The sequence below is a fragment of the Gemmatimonadota bacterium genome (genome assembly GCA_026702745.1).
GTDB lineage: Bacteria > JAAXHH01 > JAAXHH01 > JAAXHH01 > JAAXHH01 > JAAXHH01.
Genome location: JAPPBT010000019.1, coordinates 1 through 17,200 on the forward strand (window position 1 = coordinate 1; position 17,200 = coordinate 17,200).

At 62.2% G+C, this 17,200-nt stretch carries 15 protein-coding genes; 6 read left to right on the top strand and 9 right to left on the bottom strand.

All coding sequences use genetic code 11. The annotated features are described in order from the left end of the window. The 9 genes from OXH56_03255 to OXH56_03295 form a co-directional block, all read right to left on the bottom strand. On the bottom strand, positions 1–691 hold a 691-nt coding region (locus OXH56_03255; protein MCY3554318.1), incomplete at its 3' end, for a DUF4432 family protein. 61 nt (positions 692–752) lie between these two features. Continuing rightward, positions 753–2,429, bottom strand: coding sequence for a glutamine--tRNA ligase/YqeY domain fusion protein (locus OXH56_03260; GenBank protein MCY3554319.1), 1,677 nt, complete (start codon positions 2,427–2,429; stop codon positions 753–755). A 285-nt stretch (positions 2,430–2,714) separates the two neighbouring features. Next, positions 2,715–3,548: a class I SAM-dependent methyltransferase gene (locus tag OXH56_03265; GenBank protein MCY3554320.1), complete on the bottom strand. Its 834-nt coding sequence runs from the start codon at positions 3,546–3,548 to the stop codon at positions 2,715–2,717. A gap of 206 nt (positions 3,549–3,754) precedes the next feature. Continuing rightward, positions 3,755–4,579, bottom strand: coding sequence for a carbohydrate ABC transporter permease (locus tag OXH56_03270; GenBank protein MCY3554321.1), 825 nt, complete (start codon positions 4,577–4,579; stop codon positions 3,755–3,757). A gap of 4 nt (positions 4,580–4,583) precedes the next feature. Next, positions 4,584–5,435 (bottom strand): sugar ABC transporter permease, encoded by an 852-nt coding sequence (locus tag OXH56_03275; protein MCY3554322.1) that lies wholly within the window; start codon positions 5,433–5,435, stop codon positions 4,584–4,586. Then, positions 5,432–6,742, bottom strand: a complete 1,311-nt coding sequence (locus OXH56_03280) for a sugar ABC transporter substrate-binding protein (GenBank protein MCY3554323.1) — start codon at positions 6,740–6,742, stop codon at positions 5,432–5,434. The genes OXH56_03275 and OXH56_03280 overlap by 4 nt, the downstream gene beginning before the upstream one ends. A 6-nt stretch (positions 6,743–6,748) precedes the next feature. Further along, positions 6,749–8,218: a sodium:solute symporter family protein gene (locus tag OXH56_03285; GenBank protein MCY3554324.1), complete on the bottom strand. Its 1,470-nt coding sequence runs from the start codon at positions 8,216–8,218 to the stop codon at positions 6,749–6,751. Beyond that, the gene (locus OXH56_03290; GenBank protein ID MCY3554325.1) at positions 8,208–8,420 is read right to left on the bottom strand and encodes a hypothetical protein; all 213 of its coding nucleotides are present in this window, start codon (positions 8,418–8,420) and stop codon (positions 8,208–8,210) included. The genes OXH56_03285 and OXH56_03290 overlap by 11 nt, the downstream gene beginning before the upstream one ends. Next, positions 8,410–9,756 carry a sodium:alanine symporter family protein gene (locus OXH56_03295; protein MCY3554326.1) on the bottom strand — a complete coding sequence of 449 codons (1,347 nt, stop codon included), beginning with the start codon at positions 9,754–9,756 and terminating at the stop codon, positions 8,410–8,412. The genes OXH56_03290 and OXH56_03295 overlap by 11 nt, the downstream gene beginning before the upstream one ends. Positions 9,757–9,969: 213 nt before the next feature. On the opposite strand from OXH56_03295, the gene OXH56_03300 reads away from it, so the two are divergent. From OXH56_03300 to OXH56_03325, 6 genes are all read left to right on the top strand, one after another. Beyond that, entirely contained in the window at positions 9,970–10,959 is a 990-nt protein-coding gene (locus OXH56_03300; protein ID MCY3554327.1) for a Gfo/Idh/MocA family oxidoreductase, read from the top strand. Positions 10,960–11,057: 98 nt separating this feature from the next. Beyond that, positions 11,058–12,524 (top strand): CoA-acylating methylmalonate-semialdehyde dehydrogenase, encoded by a 1,467-nt coding sequence (locus OXH56_03305; GenBank protein ID MCY3554328.1) that lies wholly within the window; start codon positions 11,058–11,060, stop codon positions 12,522–12,524. 73 nt (positions 12,525–12,597) lie between these two features. After that, the gene (locus OXH56_03310) at positions 12,598–13,680 is read left to right on the top strand and encodes a DUF362 domain-containing protein (protein MCY3554329.1); all 1,083 of its coding nucleotides are present in this window, start codon (positions 12,598–12,600) and stop codon (positions 13,678–13,680) included. 89 nt (positions 13,681–13,769) lie between these two features. Beyond that, positions 13,770–14,954 carry a hypothetical protein gene (locus tag OXH56_03315; GenBank protein ID MCY3554330.1) on the top strand — a complete coding sequence of 395 codons (1,185 nt, stop codon included), beginning with the start codon at positions 13,770–13,772 and terminating at the stop codon, positions 14,952–14,954. Positions 14,955–15,042: 88 nt separating this feature from the next. Next, positions 15,043–16,299, top strand: a complete 1,257-nt coding sequence (locus tag OXH56_03320) for a 4-hydroxy-3-methylbut-2-enyl diphosphate reductase (protein ID MCY3554331.1) — start codon at positions 15,043–15,045, stop codon at positions 16,297–16,299. Between the two features lie 17 nt (positions 16,300–16,316). Next, positions 16,317–17,183 carry a sugar phosphate isomerase/epimerase gene (locus OXH56_03325; GenBank protein MCY3554332.1) on the top strand — a complete coding sequence of 289 codons (867 nt, stop codon included), beginning with the start codon at positions 16,317–16,319 and terminating at the stop codon, positions 17,181–17,183. Positions 17,184–17,200 lie beyond the last annotated feature (17 nt).

The window sequence follows — 17,200 nt, forward strand, 5'->3', positions numbered from 1 at the left end:
CTTCGAGCCATTCGGTCGTCTTTTCGCTGTCGATGACGACGCGTGTGCCCTCGTCGAGAACGGGGAAACCGGGATTGCAATGATATACGAACATCAGGGGTGAACGATCGACGGACTGGTTGTGTATACGGTCGTGGATATGAAGCGATTTTTCGCCCAGTACAGTCGAGATCTCCCGGGTGAGTTCCAAGTTGGTTCCGAAAACGACGGCTTCCCGGACCCTTCCGCGCACCTTGACGATGTAGTCGTCGCCGTCCCACAGGCCATCTGTGTGGACCTGCCGTGCCGGCAGGAACGAAAGGCGGCCGTGGAGACCGAGTTCTTCGTTTTCTTCTTCCGGATCGGTCTCCGGATGCCCAGTGAAGGTCATGCCGCAGCTCAGGACCAGCCCGCCGTAGAAACCGCGCATCCAGCCGTAGCCCTGCGGTTCGTAGAACGCCGGCCCTACGTCGCCCGTGTTGCCGCGGAAGCAGAGCGACATGCCCTTGTAGTGGGCCGAGGCCACGTCCAGCGCCCGCCCGGGCAGCAGGGAGAAGCACAGGCCCGAGGCGTTGAACACCTCGATGAGATCGGCGCCCCGGTCGCTGCCTTCGCGCAGTTCGCCGTACCGTGCGTGGGCCACCTGGCTCATGTCGCCGACGAGATCGAGCAGTTCCCTGCGTGTATACTCTTTACCGAATAGACGTGCCATAGTCACCTTCCTGGATGGAATCGTCTCTGTCAGTCGCGTAGACTCATTTTTTACTTCTGTTCTACTTCTGCTGGATCTTCGCCCAGGTATCGCGCAGGGTGATCGTCCGGTTGAACACCGGTCCGTTGGGCTGCGTTTCGACGGCATCAACACAGAAGTAGCCCAGCCGCTCGAACTGGTAGTTTACGCCGGGTTCGGCTTCCGCAAGACCGGGTTCGACCTTGCAGTCCGTGACGGTCTTGAGCGAATCAGGATTCAACAGCGACTTCTCTTCGTCGACCTCGCCCGGACGGGGATCCGGTTCGCTGAAGAGCCGGTCGTAGAGGCGCACGGTGGCGTCCAGGGCGTGCGCGGCCGATACCCAGTGAATGGTGCCGCGTACCTTTCTTCCGTCCGGCGTAGTCCCGCCCCTCGATTCGGGATCGTAGGTGCAGTGCAATTCGACCACTTGCCCGTCATCATCCTTGATCAAGTCCGTGCAGGTGATGTAGTAGCCGTAGCGCAGGCGGACTTCCCGGCCCGGCGCCAGCCGGAAGAACTTCCGCGGCGGATCCTCCATGAAGTCATTCCGCTCGATATAGATTTCACGGGTAAAAGGCACCTGCCGCGTCCCCATGCTCTCGTCTTCCGGGTTGTTCACGGCTTCCATCTGCTCGGTGCGGTCGGTGGGGTAATTGGTGATCACGACCTTCAGCGGGTCCAGCACGCCCATGACCCGGGGTGCCCGCTTGTTCAGGTCTTCCCGGATGATGAAATCCGCCAGGGCCATGTCGATGAGATTGTGGTGCTTGGCCACGCCGATGCGGTCGCAGAGGGTCCGGACGGCCTCGGGGGTGTATCCCCGGCGCCGCAGGCCGGACAGCGTGGGCATGCGGGGGTCGTCCCACCCGGACAGCACGCCTTCCTCGATAAGCGGACGGTAAAAACGTTTCGACAGTATGGTGTGAGCCAGCGACAGCGGCGCGAACTCGATCTGCTGGGGATGGTAGACGTCCAGCCGGTCCAGGATCCAGTCGTAGAGCGGGCGGTTGTTCTCGAACTCCAGGGTGCAGAGCGAATGGGTGATGCCTTCGATGGAATCCGACAGGCAGTGGGTGAAATCGTACATGGGATACACGCGCCACTTGTCCCCGGTGCGGTAATGATGAGCGTGCCGGATCCGGTAAAGCACGGGATCGCGCATCGTCAGGTTGGTATGGGCCATGTCGATCCGGGCCCGCAGGACGTGCGCGCCGTCCGGAAACTCACCGGCCTGCATGCGTTCGAAGAAGTCCCGGTTTTCCGCAGCCGTCCGGTCGCGGTACGGGCTGTTGCGGCCCGGTTCCGTGGGCGTGCCCCGGTGATCCCGCATTTCTTCCCAGGTCAGGCTGTCCACGTACGCGTCGCCCTGGTCCACGAGTTGTAGCGCATATGCGTACAGTTGATCGAAGTAATCCGAGGCGAAGTACAGGCGGTCTTCCCAGTCGAACCCCAGCCACCGGATGTCCCGCTTGATCCCTTCGACGAAATCCACGTTCTCCGTTTCCGGATTCGAGTCGTCGAATCGTAGGTTGCAAAGCCCGCCATACTCCTCCGCCACACCGAAATTCAGGCAGATCGACTTGGCGTGGCCGATATGGAGATAGCCGTTCGGTTCCGGGGGAAATCGAGTCATCACCTTGCCCCCGAACTTCCCGCTCTCCATGTCCGCGTCGATGATCTCGCGTATGAAATCCCGGTATGGTTTTTCTGTGCTCATAAGTTCCTGTTCAGGTTGTCATTGGAACGGATTCAAGGCCGTGTAATATAGGGTGTTAGGGACAAACAAGCAAGGTGAAGATGGGGTGACGGGAGGTAGGAAATCATGGTCAATTTCGTATGATTCTTATTGCATTCTGACTTCAATATAGAACTCAGTCGGCCCATTACTAAAGTCTGTGTTAAATACAGTTAAGGAACCATGCCTTATGCGAGCCTGACTTTAACAACGTTTCTGTCGTGATGTCGTAACAAACGGGATAATCGAAAGCGGAGCTATTGATTTTCACACTTTCGTCGCCCACGCCCCAATATGCGGCGGAATGACCACGGGACGTTTCGCCGCGACGATTTCCTCCCGGACCCGCTGGGGAATGGTGTCAATGTCCACCTCTTCGGCGGTTGCGATCCCGTAGTGTTCCAAGAGTGGTACGACGCTTCGGAAGGAATTCGCGACATACGAATACCCCGGCCAGTCCGCGGATCCGCCCAGCAACATGCCCGCGTCCAGGGTGGGTTCGGGCAGGCCGGCCTCGATGAATACTCGGTGGAGATCAAGTCCCATATTCGGGTTCGCCCCGGATCGCTCGAATACCTCCACGATCCAGTCAACCAACTGGCGCATGAGCGGAGTATCCTCGTTACTGTACGATCGGGTCATCGTGAAATCGATCTCCTGGAATACGACGAGACCGCGGGGACGCAATCGGGTTACGAGTTGTTTGAGTGTGGCCACGGGATCGGGCAGGTACATGAGCACCAGCCTTCCGATCAGGGCGTCGAAATCGCCGCCGATTTCCAGGGTATGCACGTCGCCGGCCTTGAACTCCACGTTCCGGTGCCCCGCCTGCCGGACCCGTTCCCGGGCGGTCTCCAGGATCTCCGGATTCATGTCCACGCCTACGACTTCTCCTTCCGGACCCACGAGCTCCGCCGCGACCAGCGCCACATCGCCCGCTCCGCTGCCGATATCGAGGGCCCGCATGCCCCGCGCCAGGCCGGCCGACCGCAGAAACCGCTCTGTGATCGGCCTGAGTAGCCGGGACTGCTCGATCAGGCGATCCGTCTCTTCGTCGCTGCGTCCCATCGTGTATTGCCGCTCGCGGTCTTGATCCGTCATGTTCGTGACAGCTCCTTTCCATGTTTTCTACTTGCACATACTTGCGCTGACTTGGAATCGAATTCCCGCAAATCGTTCAAATAGTAAACCATTACGCCACTCGTCAACGCTTTTGAGTAGCGCGTACCGTTCACGTTCCGCTCAAATCCGGAGAATAAACTGTTTGGCCACCGTTACGACTTCACACCTTCACACCCACACCACCTCTACTCCTTCACCGCCCCCAGCGTAATCCCCTGCACGAACTCCCGCTGCATCGCGAGGAACAAAGCCATGATGGGCAGGATGGACAGCAGCGTACCGGCCATGAGCATGCCGTATTCCTGCCGGTAGACGCCCACCAGGCTGGCCAGGCCAAGGGGCAGGGTGTACTTGGCGGCGTCCCGCAGCACGATCATGGGCCAGAGGAACTCGTTCCAGGCTCCCAGGAACCCGAAGATGCTCAGGGCGCCCATGGCCGGCTTCACGGCCGGGATGATGACGCGCCAGTAGATACCGAATTCGGAGGTGCCGTCGATCCGCGCCGCATCGAGCAGGTCCGAGGGCACGCCGAGGATGAACTGCCGCATGAGGAACACGCCGAAACCGCTGGACGCCAGGTAGGGAAGGATGACGCCCTGGTAGGTGTCTAGCCACCCGAATTTGTACAGCAAGGTAAACAGGGGCACCAGCACCAGGTGAAAGGGGATCATCATGGATGCGAGGACGATGGCGAAGAGGATCCCGCGGCCCTTGAACGAATACTTGGCGAAGGCGAATCCGCCCATGGTGGCGATGGCGAGGAGCAGCAGCGTGTGGGAGGTGGCCAGGAAGGTGCTGTTGACAACGTACTGGACGATCGGCATTTCCTGGAACAGCCGGGTGAAGTTCTCGAGGGTGGGGTCCTGGGGCAGAAAGGTGGGCGGGTAGGAGAAGATCTCGCCCGACGGCTTGAAGGAAGCCGATACCACCCAGAACAGCGGCGTCAGGACCAGGACGGTCAGCAGGATCAGGAGCACATAGGTGATCGTGGTGCGAACAGGGTTTCTCATGATGTCAGTTTTCTCTGAATACGCCGAATAACCGGACCTGGATGATGGAGATCACACCGATGATCACGGCCAGCGCCCAGCCAATGGTCGCCGCGTAGCCGAGGTTGATGAACTCGAATCCGTGCTTGTACAGGTACATCACCATGGTCATGCTCGCGTTGCCGGGACCGCCCTCCGTGAGCACGTAGGGCAGGTCGAAGAGCTGGAACGAGCCGATCATGGAGGTGATGACCACGAAGGCGATCACGGGTTTCAGCGCGGGGATCGTCACATGCACGAAGCTCTGCCAGGGTCCCGCGCCGTCCACCGCCGCAGCTTCGTAGAGCTCCTGGCGGATACTCTGAAGCCCGGCGAGGAAGTAGACCATGTTGAATCCCGCCCATCGCCATACGCCCGCCAGCACGAGGGCGGGCATGACCAGGTCCGGATCCTGAAGCCACTGGATCTCGGAACCGAGGGCCTGGTTCACCAGGCCGTAGCGCCGGTCGTACAGGAGGTAGAAGATCACGGCGATGAACACGCCGGAGATCAGCACCGGCGAGAAGAAGGAAAGGCGGAACAGGTTCCGGCCTTTCAGGCGGGCGTTGCTGAGGAGCAGGGCGAGGGCCAGGGCCACGGGCAATTGCAGGAGCAGGCTGCCCGCGGCGAAATAGGCCGTGTTCCAGAGGGCGGTCCAGAAGAGCGGGTCGGCGATCAGCCGCTCGATGTTCTCGAGGCCCACAAAGGTCTGGTTCTGCATGCCCCGGACGCTGTACGTGCTAAGACGGATCGAATCGAACAGGGGGTAGACCATGAAGACCCCGAAGAGCGCGAAGAAAGGCGCGAGGAAGAAGTAGGGGGCGTACCGGGGCTTCATTCGGTCTCTGCTGTGTTATCCCGCAGCGCGCGGACCTGCTCTGCCAGGTTGGACAGCGCATCGGCGGGCGTCCGAATCCCATTGGCGGCTTCGTACACAGCCAGCCGCAGCAGATCGTTGGCCTCGGCCCAATAGGGGTTCAGGTGGAATCCGGGGATGTCGGGCGCCAGTTCCGTAAGGCTTCTGCCCAGGACCTGCCCGTCCAGGTACGTCTCGGACTCGCCGTACACCGGGTTGGACCACGCCGAACGGATCGGCGGAATGATAAAGGTCTTGCGGTAACGGTTCGCGAGGGCCTCGTCGTCCATGTAGGCGAACTTGGCGAATTCCCAGGCGAGATCCGGGTTCTCGGCCTGTCTGGTGACCGCTATCATGGTGCCGCCCCAGGTCGAAGTGCGGCGCTCGCCATCCCGCCAGGCCGGCAGGGGCATGGCCCGCCATTTTCCCTCCAGTTCCGGGACGAACCTCCGTACGAAGCTGATGTACCAGTCCGGTGCCAGCACGCCCAGAATAACGCCTTCCTTCATGGCCGCGTAGCTGGCCGGGTCCTGGGAGAATTCGGGGATGGCCAGCTGCTCCTCGCTGAGCAGGCTGCAGTAGAATTCCAGGGTGGAAACGGCGATGTCGTTGTCGATGATGACCCCGCCGTCCGCATCAAACATGCCGCCGCCGTTCTGCAGGAGCAAAAGCCAGAAATGGCCGGGCTTGTGGGCGCTCAGCATGATCGGGTAGCGGTCGGGCCGCCCGTCTCCGTCATCGTCGCGGGCAAGGGGCCTGGTCTCGCGGACGAAATCATCCCAGGTTTCGATGGATGACGGATCGATCCCCGCTTCCTCGTAGACGTCGTGACGGTACAGGAGCATGACGGGATGGACATCGCGGGGCAGGCCGTATACCCGGCCGCCTAAGGACCAGGGTGCGAGGCGCGCCTGGACGAATTCATCCGTGATCCCTTCGCGCTCGATACGGTCGGTCAGGTCCACGAAGCCGATTTCCTCCTTCGTGCCTTTAAAGAACCTGCCTACCGATGAAATCTCGACTTCGGACAGGTCGGGTCCGCCGATGCCGGACAGGAAGGCGGCCAGGAGCTTGTCGTGCAGTTTCGAGATCAGCCGAAGTTCGACCTTGACGCCGGGATGCGCCGCCTCGAAGGCCGGAATCCTCGCGCTGAACTCATCGTAGTGCGTCTGCGCGAAGATCCAGAACTCCAGTGTGTCCGAGCGGTCATCGCCCCGGAACACGATGACGGGAAAGGCCAGCAGGAAGAGCAGGCCGAAGATCAGGGGTGCCTTGCCGAGGTGGTTCATACGCGGTCAACCATCTCCCATCGCCTGCCGGATCGGGGTCATCACGGGATCGGTAACCGATTCGGGCGGCGGGGACGTGAAGAGCGAAACCACAACGCCGACGATGGACGTAGCCATGAAACTCCAAGCGACGGGCATGAGACCCGGGTTGGGCAGCCACTCGTAGAACATGACGACGAGCACGACGTTCCCCGCGACGATGGCCGTGATGGCGCCCGGGGCCGTGAACCGTCGCCAGTGCAGGCCGAGCAGCCATATGGGGGTCAACGTGACGAAACCCGAGAAGGACAACTGGGCCAGGGCGAAGATGGAGGCCGGCCGGAGGATCACGATGTAATAGGCGATCCCACCGAGTATGACGAGGAACAGACGGCCCAGCACCACCTGCCTGCGCTGGGACAACCCGTACCACACGTCGCGGGTGAGCATGGACGACAGGGTGAGCATCTGGGCGTCCAGGGTGGACATGACCGCCGCCAGGATGCCGGCCAGGGCGAGTCCCTGGATCAGGGGACCGAAGTGGCTGCGGATCACCATGGGGAAGACCATGTCGGAATCCCTGCCCACGAAATCCGGGAATTCGATGCGTCCCCAGACGCCGTAGAGCGTGGCTACCAGCATCAATCCGATCATGATGATGGGGTAGTACCGGATGGAGTTCTTCAGTGATTTCACGTCTTTCGCGGCGAATACGCGCACCAGCAGGTGGGGAAAGGCGAGGACGACCAGTCCCATGGACATGCCCCATACGAACCAGTTGCCCGTCGTGAAAGGCGCCGTGTCTTTCGTGACCGTAAGCTCCGGGAACCGCCGGGCGACTTCCTGCATGACGCCCGAGACGCCGCCGAAATCCGCCGCGACGACGAAGATCGATATGTAGAGGAACATGCCGAAGACGAGGCCCTGGAACACGTTGGTCCACATGGTCGCCCGCATGCCGCCCGTGGTGGTGTAGAGCAGCGTGATGACCAGAATGCCGGCCGCCGCGACTTCGAAGGAGATGGCCTGCTGCGTGAACACGTCGACAGCCAGTCCCACGCCGGCGACGCCGGTGGACAGGTAGGGCAGCATGAAGACGAAGTACACGATGAAAAGCAGGCGGCCGAGGTTGGGGCTGTCGAGCCGCCGCGCAAGGAGTTCGGCCGGTGTCACGGCCTTCAGTTTCCGGGACGCGATCCAGGCGGGGTAGCCGATAACGTAGTAGGCGACGGGTATGATCAGGGCCGCCATGGCCGCCGTGTAGCCGAACACCCCGTAGCCGTGATGGTAGGCCAGGCCCGATATGCCCATGATCAGGAAGGGCGTGATGTTCGTGCCGAAGAGGGCCATGAACATGACGAGCGACCGGGCTAGGCGGCCTCCGAGAAAGTAGTCTTCGGCCGTCGGCTGGGACCGCCGGAACGCGGCGGCGCCAATGCCCAGCACCACGGTGAAATACACCACTACCACGACGAGAATGGTCGCTTCAGGACTCATCGTAGTCCCGCCAGACGTATCGGGTGAAGTAGAGGACGAATGCGGCGGCGGCGATCACCCAGACGATGTGGTAGGCCAGGTCTACGGGGAGCCACCCGAACAGCGGTGGGGGGGAGACGCCGTGATTGAAGAAATCGACGTGGAGCGCGGCCAGCACGACCACGAGTACCCAGAATATCCGTCTATGCTGTCTACGCGTCATGTCTGCCGATGTACCGCCGGGTTTCGGCGGCGACGATGGGAGAAAGGAAGAGCAGGGCAACCAGGTTGGGGAAGGCCATGAGGCCGTTCATGATATCGGAGACTCCCCAGACCAGTTCCAGTTCCGATACGGCGCCGACCCCGACGAAGAGGCAGAACAGCGTGCGATAGGGCAATGCGGAGCGTTCCCCGAGCAGGTATACGACGGATTTCTCGCCGTAGTAGCTCCAGCCCAGGATCGTCGAGTAGGCGAACAGTACCAGGCCCACAGCCACCAGGTAGCCCCCGAAGCCTCCCGGCAGGCCGCTGGTGAAGGCCGCCGCGGTGAGCGGCGCGCCTGTGTCGCCCGATAGCCAGACTCCCGTGCCGATGATGGTGAAACCTGTGATCGTGCAGACGACCAGGGTGTCTATGAAGGTCTGGGTCATGGACACCAGGGCCTGTGTGACCGGATCCTTCGTCTGGGCGGCCGCGGCGGCGATGCCCGCGCTGCCCAGGCCGGATTCGTTGGAGAAGATGCCCCTGGCCACGCCGAACTGGACCGCCTGACGGACCATCGCGCCCGCGAAGCCTCCGGCCGCGGCGGCGGGCGTGAAGGCGTGGGTGACCACGAGCTCGAAGATGCCCGGGATCGCCGAGGCGTTCATCAGGATGGCGGTAAGTCCGCCGAGGATGTACAGCACGATCATCGTGGGGACGATCAGGCTGGCCGCCCGGCCGATGCTCTTGATCCCACCGATCAGGACCAGGCCCGTGCCGATCATCAGGACGATGCCAGTGACCCACGGGTCCACGCCGAAGCTGCTCTGAAGCACGTCGGCCATGGAATTCGACTGGGTCATGTTGCCGATGCCGAAGGCCGCGAGCGCCGCGAACAGCGCGTAGGCGCCCCCCATCCACTTCCAGCCCATGGCGTTGGAGATGTAGTACATGGGGCCGCCCCTCATGAGCCCCTTCGAATCCGTCTCGCGGTACTTGACCGACAGGACCGCTTCCGAATATTTCGTGGCCATGCCCACCAGGCCCGTCATCCACATCCAGAAGAGCGCGCCGGGCCCCCCGGCCGCGATGGCCGTGGCCACACCCGCGATATTCCCCGTACCAACGGTCGCCGCCAGCGCGGTCATCAGGGCCTGGAAGTGGCTGATATCGCCTTCGGCGCTGGCTTCCCGGCGCCTGACGAAAGCCAGGTAGAGCGCATGCCAAAGGGAGCGGAACTGCACGCCTTTCAGCAGTATGGTAAGGTAGAGTCCCGTGCCGCCCAGCAGCACCAGCAGGGGCAATCCCCATACCAGGGCCTGTACGTTGCCGACGTATTCAAGCAGCGGGTTTTCCATGAGGTCTTCCAAACGAGGGTGATGAGGCAGACAACGAAGGCCAACCTAAGAGCCGGGCGGAACGCATGTCAAGCACTTTCCATTTTGTTGCTTGATCTTTAAACGCCCCGATTTTATAGTGAACCATCGCCGTTGACGGTCGGCATAGACCGGGTTCGGCGTTTTCATTTCACCATATCAGGAAGAACCAGGACTTCTCGAGGACAACGCGACATGGAAACTCTCCGTATCGGCATTGCGGGCGCCGGCGGCATGGGCGGTCATCACGCCCGGTTGCTGTCCGCTCGTGAGGACGTCCGGGTCGTGTCTCTGTTCGATACCGACCCGGTCGCCATGAACCGGATGGAAAAGACCCTGGGGCCGTCCGTGCAGGGGTTGAACCACTACGCTTCGCTCGAGTCGATGATCGACTCGGAGAGACTGGACGGGATCGTCATCGCGACCCCCCATACCCGGCACGCGGACCAGGTCCGGACCAGCCTCGAAGCGGGATTGCACGTGCTCGTTGAAAAACCCATGGCGACGACGACGCGGGACGCCCGGGACTTCATCGAATACACGGAACGGGCGGACAGGGTGCTTGCCGTTGCCTACCAGCGCCACGGTGAGGGGAAGTTCATCAAGGCCCGGGAGATGATCGGAGACGGCGTCATCGGCGATGTGCGCCTCGTCCACGTCATCATCGCCCAGGACTGCCTGGGGATCTTCAGCCCCGGCGCTTCGTGGCGCGCCGATCCCGCACTGTCCGGCGGCGGGCACTTCATGGACACGGGCAGCCACATCAATGACATCCTGTTGTGGACGACCAGCCTGGAACCAAAGAACGTCCATGCGTTCATCAACCCGGAAGGCACCCTCGTCGACGTGAATACGGCCATCTCGGTGGAGTTCACGAACGGCGCCGTCGGTAACCTGTCCTACACCTCCATGTCGCCCGAATGGCGGGAGGAATTCACCTTCTACGGCACCGAAGGCGTGATGCGTTTCGGCGCTTCCGAGCCGCTATTCGTCCACCGAAAGGGCGAGGATATCCGGCTGCCGCAGACTCCGGGCCGGGGGAAACCGCCGGCGGAGAACTTCATCGAGGCCATCCTGGGCGAAGCGGAAGTGCAGGCCCCGCCGATCTGCGGACTGCGCGTCGTGCAATTGACCGAGGCGGCCTACAAGTCGGCCGAGAGCGGCAAGCCCGAAGCCGTGGGTTGATCAATAACGCCAATCGATTTCGCAGGTGGGTGGCATCGCATTAAACATATTACTGAAACCAGTTTAGTTCTTACCTGGGGCAGACATCGAGGACTCATATGCATGATCAGGAATCAAACGGATGTCCACTGTTTATCGGCGGAAACTGGACCGGCGCGGTAGACGTGGCTACGGAACCGGTATTCAATCCATCGGACGGCAGCGTGATCGCGAGGACACCCATGTGCGGCGCTTCCGAAGTCGATGCCGCGGTTCGAGCCGCCCGGGAAGCCCTTCCCGGCTGGTCGACCACGCCGGTCGTGGACAGGGCCAGGATACTCTTCCGGTACGTGCATCTGCTCGAAACGCACTTCGAGGACCTTTCCCGGCTGGTCACGCGGGAGCACGGTAAGACCCTGGAGGAAGCCCGCGGCTCCGTACGGAGGGGTATCGAGGTCGTGGAGTTCGCCTGCGGAGCGCCGACGCTGCTCATGGGCGACGCACTGGAAGAGATCGCCAGCGGGATCGACTGCGACACTATCCGGCAGCCCGTGGGCGTCTGCGCGGGGATCACGCCCTTCAACTTCCCCGCGATGGTGCCCATGTGGATGTATCCCATCGCCATCGTGTGCGGAAACACCTTCGTGCTCAAGCCGTCGGAGAAGGTGCCGCTGACCGCTATCCGGCTCGTGGAGCTCCTGCAGAAAGCCGGACTGCCACCCGGCGTGATGAACCTCGTGCACGGCGGCGTGGACGTGGTCAATGCCCTCTGCACCCATCCGGGCATCGACGCGGTTTCCTTCGTCGGATCATCGCCCGTGGCCCGGCACGTCTACCAGACCGCAACGGCCCACGGCAAGCGCGTGCAGTCGGCCGGCGGCGCCAAGAACTACATGGTCATCCTGCCCGATGCGGATCCGGAATTCACGGTGGACGCCCTGATAGGATCGGTGTACGGCTGCGCCGGGGAGCGGTGCATGGCCGGCAGCGTGGCAGTGACGGTGGATGACGCGGCCCGGCGCGTGCTGCCTCCGTTGCGCGAAGCGCTGGACGGGATGAAAGTCGGCCCGACGGACCGGGATCCCGATGTGGACATGGGGCCGGTGGTTACCCGGCAGCACCTCGACAAGGTGCACGGATACATCGCCTCTGGGCTGTCGGACGGCGCTTCGCTCTACCGGGACGGCCGGGGGGTAAAAGTGCCGGAAACGCCGGATGGATTCTACCTGGGTCCCACGATATTCGACGGAGCGTCCACCGGCATGAAGATCGTCCGCGAGGAGATCTTCGGTCCGGTCCTCTCCGTGATCCGCACGGACAGCCTTGACAAAGGCATCGAAGCCTGCAACCAGAGCGGTTTCGGCAACGCCGCGGTCCTGTTCACGGGTGATGGAGGGGCCGCCCGGACGTTCAGGAATCGGGTCAGCGCCGGGATGGTGGGCATCAACGTGGGCGTGCCGGCCCCCATGGCGTTCTTCCCGTTCTCGGGCTGGAACGGCTCGTTCTTCGGCGACCTGCACATCCAGGGCAAGGAAGGGTTCGCCTTCTATACGCGGCAGAAGGTCACCATGAGCCGGTGGGCGTGATCGCGGCGACCCACAAGCCGTGATTGCGGCGGCCGGCCGGAAACGAAATGAGTGGTTCGCAGGGGATGAGTAAATGTCCCGACCTGATGTGTATATCATGAAAACCCGCCTGGACGGCGAAGACGCGTTAAGCGATGCGGCCTTCGCCGTACCGGCCCGCGAGATGCTGCGCGCGCTGGGCGTCGATCCCGGGAACCGCGCCGTGATGATGAAACCCAACGTCACGGCCGGAGCACCGCGGAACAGCGGTATCGTCACCCATCCGGCCTTCGTGGCCGGCCTGGTCGATTACTTCGCCGAAGACGCGGGCGTTTCAGCCGACGACATATACGTGGGTGAAGCGACCAGCAGGCTGACGTCGCAGGCCCAGCGCGACCTGGCCTGGGCCCGGAGCGGCTACACGGAGATGGCTCGCGAGAAACGCGTGCGGTTGCTCGAGCTGGCGGACTACGGCAACGTGCGCGTCGTCCCGGGGAACACGGTTCAGCTTCATAACATCGGGATCTCCCGCTGGGCGGCCGCGGAGAACGTGTTCTACATCAACGTACCCAAGCTGAAGACCCACAACCTGGGCGTGGTCACCCTGTGCGGCAAGAACCAGCAGGGCGTCATGATTCCAGTCACGGAACGGCACCTCTGCTCGGACGCGTGGCGCGCCACATTCGGACGCGACGACCGGCGCAAGCAGGGACGGGAATGGATGCGCGTCGAGGACCACGAGGCCTGGCAGCGGACCATCGCTCACATGCACTGGGACGTCTTCCTGGCCTGCCAGCCCGACTTCAACGTCGTGGAGGGCATCGTGGGACGGGACGGCAACGCCTTCTACCTGGGTCGCAACTTCCCTGCCGGCCTCGTCGTCGCCGGCGCATCCATGGCCGCGGTGGACCTCGTGGCGGCCCATCTCATGGGTTTCGAACCCGAAAACCTGGTCTATCTGCAGGTCGGGATCGAACGGGGACTGTGTCCGCCATCAATCAATGACGTGAACGTACATCTGGTCCGGGACGGCGAGGTGGCCGGACTGGCCGATCCAGATCGCTACAGGGCCAATCCGCCCTTTGAAGTGTATCGCGACATCCCCGCGGACTACGCCAAAAAAGACCTATTCGACGAGTACGATCCGAACGCCGAGGATTTTCAGATCACGGCCTGAAGAGGGCCGGACTTCCCGGTGGGGCACTTCCCGGCGGGACACATCCCGGCGGGACACATCCCGGCGGGACGCATCCCGGAGGGTCTCCCATGACCCAGGTGGAACCGGATCCCCTGTACGCCGCCTTGATGTCACCCGTATCACGTGACTTCACCCACGGTTTTCTTCCGCCTGAAGACCCCCTTTCACGCCTGCCAGAACCCTTCGAGGAATGGGAGCAGGCCGGCGGGGTGCTGCCCAAGCTGGCCCTGACGCGACATATCCGCCCCACGATAGAGGATCTTCCCCCCTTTCCGGGGAACAGGCTGGAAACCCTGGCCGAGCATGAACGGGCCATGAGCCTGTTGTCCTTCCTGGCCAACATGTACGTTTTCGCGCCTGATCACCCGGTGGCCACGGCCATCCCCCGGAACCTGGCCACGGCCTGGCACGGCGTGGCCTGCCGCCTTGGACGCCCTCCCATGCTGACCTACGCCTCGCAGGTCATGTACAACTGGCGCAGGTTCGACCGACAGGGCCCCGTTGAAGTCGGCAATCTCCACATGATGCTGAACTTCCTCGGCGGGATGGACGAGGAGTGGTTTGTCACGATCCACGTGCATATCGAGGCCGTCTCCGGACGCGCGCTCTCCGTGCTGATCCCCGGACAGGATGCGGTGTTGCGGGGCGATGCAGGCACTGTCGCCCGTTGCCTGGACGCCGTGACCGGGACGCTCCATGAAATGCGTTCGATCCTGGAGCGCATGACCGAACGGTGTGATCCCACTACCTACTATCACCGGGTCAGACCGTACATGTTCGGCTGGAAAAACAACCCCGAATTGCCCGAAGGCATGGTATATTCGGGCGTGGAGGCCTATGGAGGAAAGCCCCGGCAGTTCCGCGGTGAAACCGGTGCGCAGAGCGCGGTCATCTACGCCGTGGACGGTTTTCTCGGGATCGAGCACGGTTACGATGAGATGCGGGCCTACCTGATGGAAATGCGCGACTACATGCCGATGCAGGACCGGCACTACATCGAAACGGTGGAAGCGGGACCGTCCGTCCGCAAGTTCGTCCTTGAACGAGGGGACAGTGAACCGGACCTGAAGAACGCCTACAACGCCGCGGTGGAAGCACTGTACGAATTCCGGCGGCTGCATATCGAGTACGCCGCCATGTACGTGCTCAAACCCGGTCAGCGGGAGAATAAGGGCCACGTGGGCACGGGCGGCACGCCCTTTACGGTCTATTTGAAAAAGCACATCGACGAAACTCTCGCGCACCGTATCTAGCCGGTACGAAACCGAAAACCGTTGCCCTCAATGGCGCTTTCCGTTAAATTGGTATACCGGTAAAGGCCATATCCACAAGGGCTTAGCGATGGCGCGCCAGTTCGACATACCCAGTTACTACAAGAGTGAAATCACCTCCCGGATCAAGCAGGGCCGGCGGCTGGTTGATCCCAAGAAGAAGGACCTGTCGCCTTCCATCCTGGATTTCGGCGGCGTACGGTTCATTTTCGCACGGCATTTCGGCTTCTGCTACGGCGTGGAAAACGCCATCGAGATCGTGTACAAGACGCTGGAGGAAAACCCGGACAAGCGGATCTTCCTGCTCAGCGAGATGATCCACAATCCGAACGTCAATACCGACCTGCAGTCCAGGGGCATCCAGTTTATCCATACCACGCTCGGCGAACAGCTCATTCCCTGGGATGAACTGACCCGGGACGACCTGGTCGTCGTCCCCGCCTTCGGCACCACGGTGGAGATCAAGGAAATGCTGACCCGCCGCGGGATCGACTTCTGCACCTACGATACGACCTGCCCCTTCGTCGAGAAAGTCTGGACCCGGGGCGGCCAGATCGGCCAGCAGGGGTTCACGGTCGTCATTCACGGCAAGCCCCGGCACGAGGAGACGCGCGCGACTTTCTCTCACAGCGTCCAGCAGGCCCCGACCGTCGTGGTTCGGAACCGGGAGGAGACCCTCATCCTCGCCGATATCATCACGGGAAAGGTCGACCGGGCACGTTTTTTTGATGTATTCGGCGAAAACTGCTCGGAGGGGTTCGATCCGGAAATCCATCTGAACCGGGTCGGCGTGATCAACCAGACCACGATGCTCGCCAGCGAGACCCACGAGATCGCGCGGCTGATCAGGGAAGCGCTGGAGGAACGGTACGGCCCCGAGCGCATATCCGATCACTTCGCCGATACCTCCGACACCCTGTGCTACGCGAGTAACGAGAACCAGAACGCCACCTACGCCATGATCGAGAAGGGGGCGGACGTCGCCCTCGTGGTCGGCGGCTACAACTCTTCCAACACCTCCCATCTGGTGGAGCTTTGCGAGGAGACGATCAGCACCTTCTTCATCAACAGCAGCAAGGACATCCTGTCGGACCGGCAGATCCGCCACTTCGACCTGGAATCCAAGTCGATCGTCGCAACCATCGACTGGCTGCCGGACACCCGGCCCGTCGATATCATCCTGACCTGCGGCGCGTCCTGCCCCGATATCATGCTGGACAACGTATTGCTGCGCATCCTTTCTTTCTTCCCCGACGCGCCCCCGGTAGTGGAAGTCCTCGCCGAATACGAGCATTCGGTCCGCCAGCCCGTCGTTTCCGCCTCGTAAATCGCCCAGGAAGTGCCATGCAGATCGGAGTCAGTTCATACAGTTACAGCCGGCTGGTCCGTAACGGCGAGATGACGGAATTCGACGCCATCCGCAAGACGGCGGAACTCGGATTCGACGTGATCGAGTTCTCTTCGCTGCACCCGCCCGAAGGCGAATCGTTCGAACAGTACGCTCCCGACGTGCGCGCGGCCTGCGATAAGGCGGGTCTACCTATCGCCAACTACACGGTCGGAGCGGATTTCATCAATGGAAGCGGGGGGGACGTTCAACTCGAAGTGGAGCGGGTGAAGGACGAGGTGCGCATCGCTCATCTGCTTGGGGCGCCCGGCATGCGCCACGACGCCACGAGGGGGTTTCCCGAAAGCCGTCCCGGCGGGCGCTCATTCGATGATGCCCTGGCCGTCCTCGTCCCGGCGATCCGGGCGGTCACGGAGTTCGCGGCGGACCTGGGCGTCCGTACCATGGTGGAGAACCACGGGATGTTCTGCCAGGACAGCGAACGGGTGGAAAGACTGGTCAACGCCGTCAATCACGAAAACTTCGGCGTGCTCATCGACATCGGCAACTTCCTTTGCGTGGACGAACTGCCGGACGCCGCCGTGGGACGGTTGATCCCCTACGCCTTTCACGTCCACGCCAAGGACTTCCACACCCGGTCGGGAGCCGGCCCCGACCCCGGTGAGGGATGGTTCCGCACACGGGGCGGCAACTATCTCAGGGGGGCTATCGTCGGCCACGGGGAAGTCCCCCTGGCGTCCTGCCTGCACGTCCTCTCACGCCACGGTTACGATGGCGTGCTTTCCATCGAATTCGAAGGACTCGAGCATCCCGTCGACGGTTGTCGCATCGGGCTCGACAATCTCAGGCGCTACCTGGGCTGACCAGGCTGGCCAGGCTG

What these genes read in the sequence shown, in the direction of transcription:
- OXH56_03260 (MCY3554319.1), bottom strand. Translation starts at nt 2,429, where the DNA reads ATGAGCACAGAAAAACCATACCGGGATTTCATACGCGAGATCATCGAC.
- OXH56_03265 (MCY3554320.1), bottom strand. Translation starts at nt 3,548, where the DNA reads ATGACGGATCAAGACCGCGAGCGGCAATACACGATGGGACGCAGCGAC.
- OXH56_03270 (MCY3554321.1), bottom strand. Translation starts at nt 4,579, where the DNA reads ATGAGAAACCCTGTTCGCACCACGATCACCTATGTGCTCCTGATCCTG.
- OXH56_03275 (MCY3554322.1), bottom strand. Translation starts at nt 5,435, where the DNA reads ATGAAGCCCCGGTACGCCCCCTACTTCTTCCTCGCGCCTTTCTTCGCG.
- OXH56_03280 (MCY3554323.1), bottom strand. Translation starts at nt 6,742, where the DNA reads ATGAACCACCTCGGCAAGGCACCCCTGATCTTCGGCCTGCTCTTCCTG.
- OXH56_03285 (MCY3554324.1), bottom strand. Translation starts at nt 8,218, where the DNA reads ATGAGTCCTGAAGCGACCATTCTCGTCGTGGTAGTGGTGTATTTCACC.
- OXH56_03290 (MCY3554325.1), bottom strand. Translation starts at nt 8,420, where the DNA reads ATGACGCGTAGACAGCATAGACGGATATTCTGGGTACTCGTGGTCGTG.
- OXH56_03295 (MCY3554326.1), bottom strand. Translation starts at nt 9,756, where the DNA reads ATGGAAAACCCGCTGCTTGAATACGTCGGCAACGTACAGGCCCTGGTA.
- OXH56_03300 (MCY3554327.1), top strand. Translation starts at nt 9,970, where the DNA reads ATGGAAACTCTCCGTATCGGCATTGCGGGCGCCGGCGGCATGGGCGGT.
- OXH56_03305 (MCY3554328.1), top strand. Translation starts at nt 11,058, where the DNA reads ATGCATGATCAGGAATCAAACGGATGTCCACTGTTTATCGGCGGAAAC.
- OXH56_03310 (MCY3554329.1), top strand. Translation starts at nt 12,598, where the DNA reads ATGTCCCGACCTGATGTGTATATCATGAAAACCCGCCTGGACGGCGAA.
- OXH56_03315 (MCY3554330.1), top strand. Translation starts at nt 13,770, where the DNA reads ATGACCCAGGTGGAACCGGATCCCCTGTACGCCGCCTTGATGTCACCC.
- OXH56_03320 (MCY3554331.1), top strand. Translation starts at nt 15,043, where the DNA reads ATGGCGCGCCAGTTCGACATACCCAGTTACTACAAGAGTGAAATCACC.
- OXH56_03325 (MCY3554332.1), top strand. Translation starts at nt 16,317, where the DNA reads ATGCAGATCGGAGTCAGTTCATACAGTTACAGCCGGCTGGTCCGTAAC.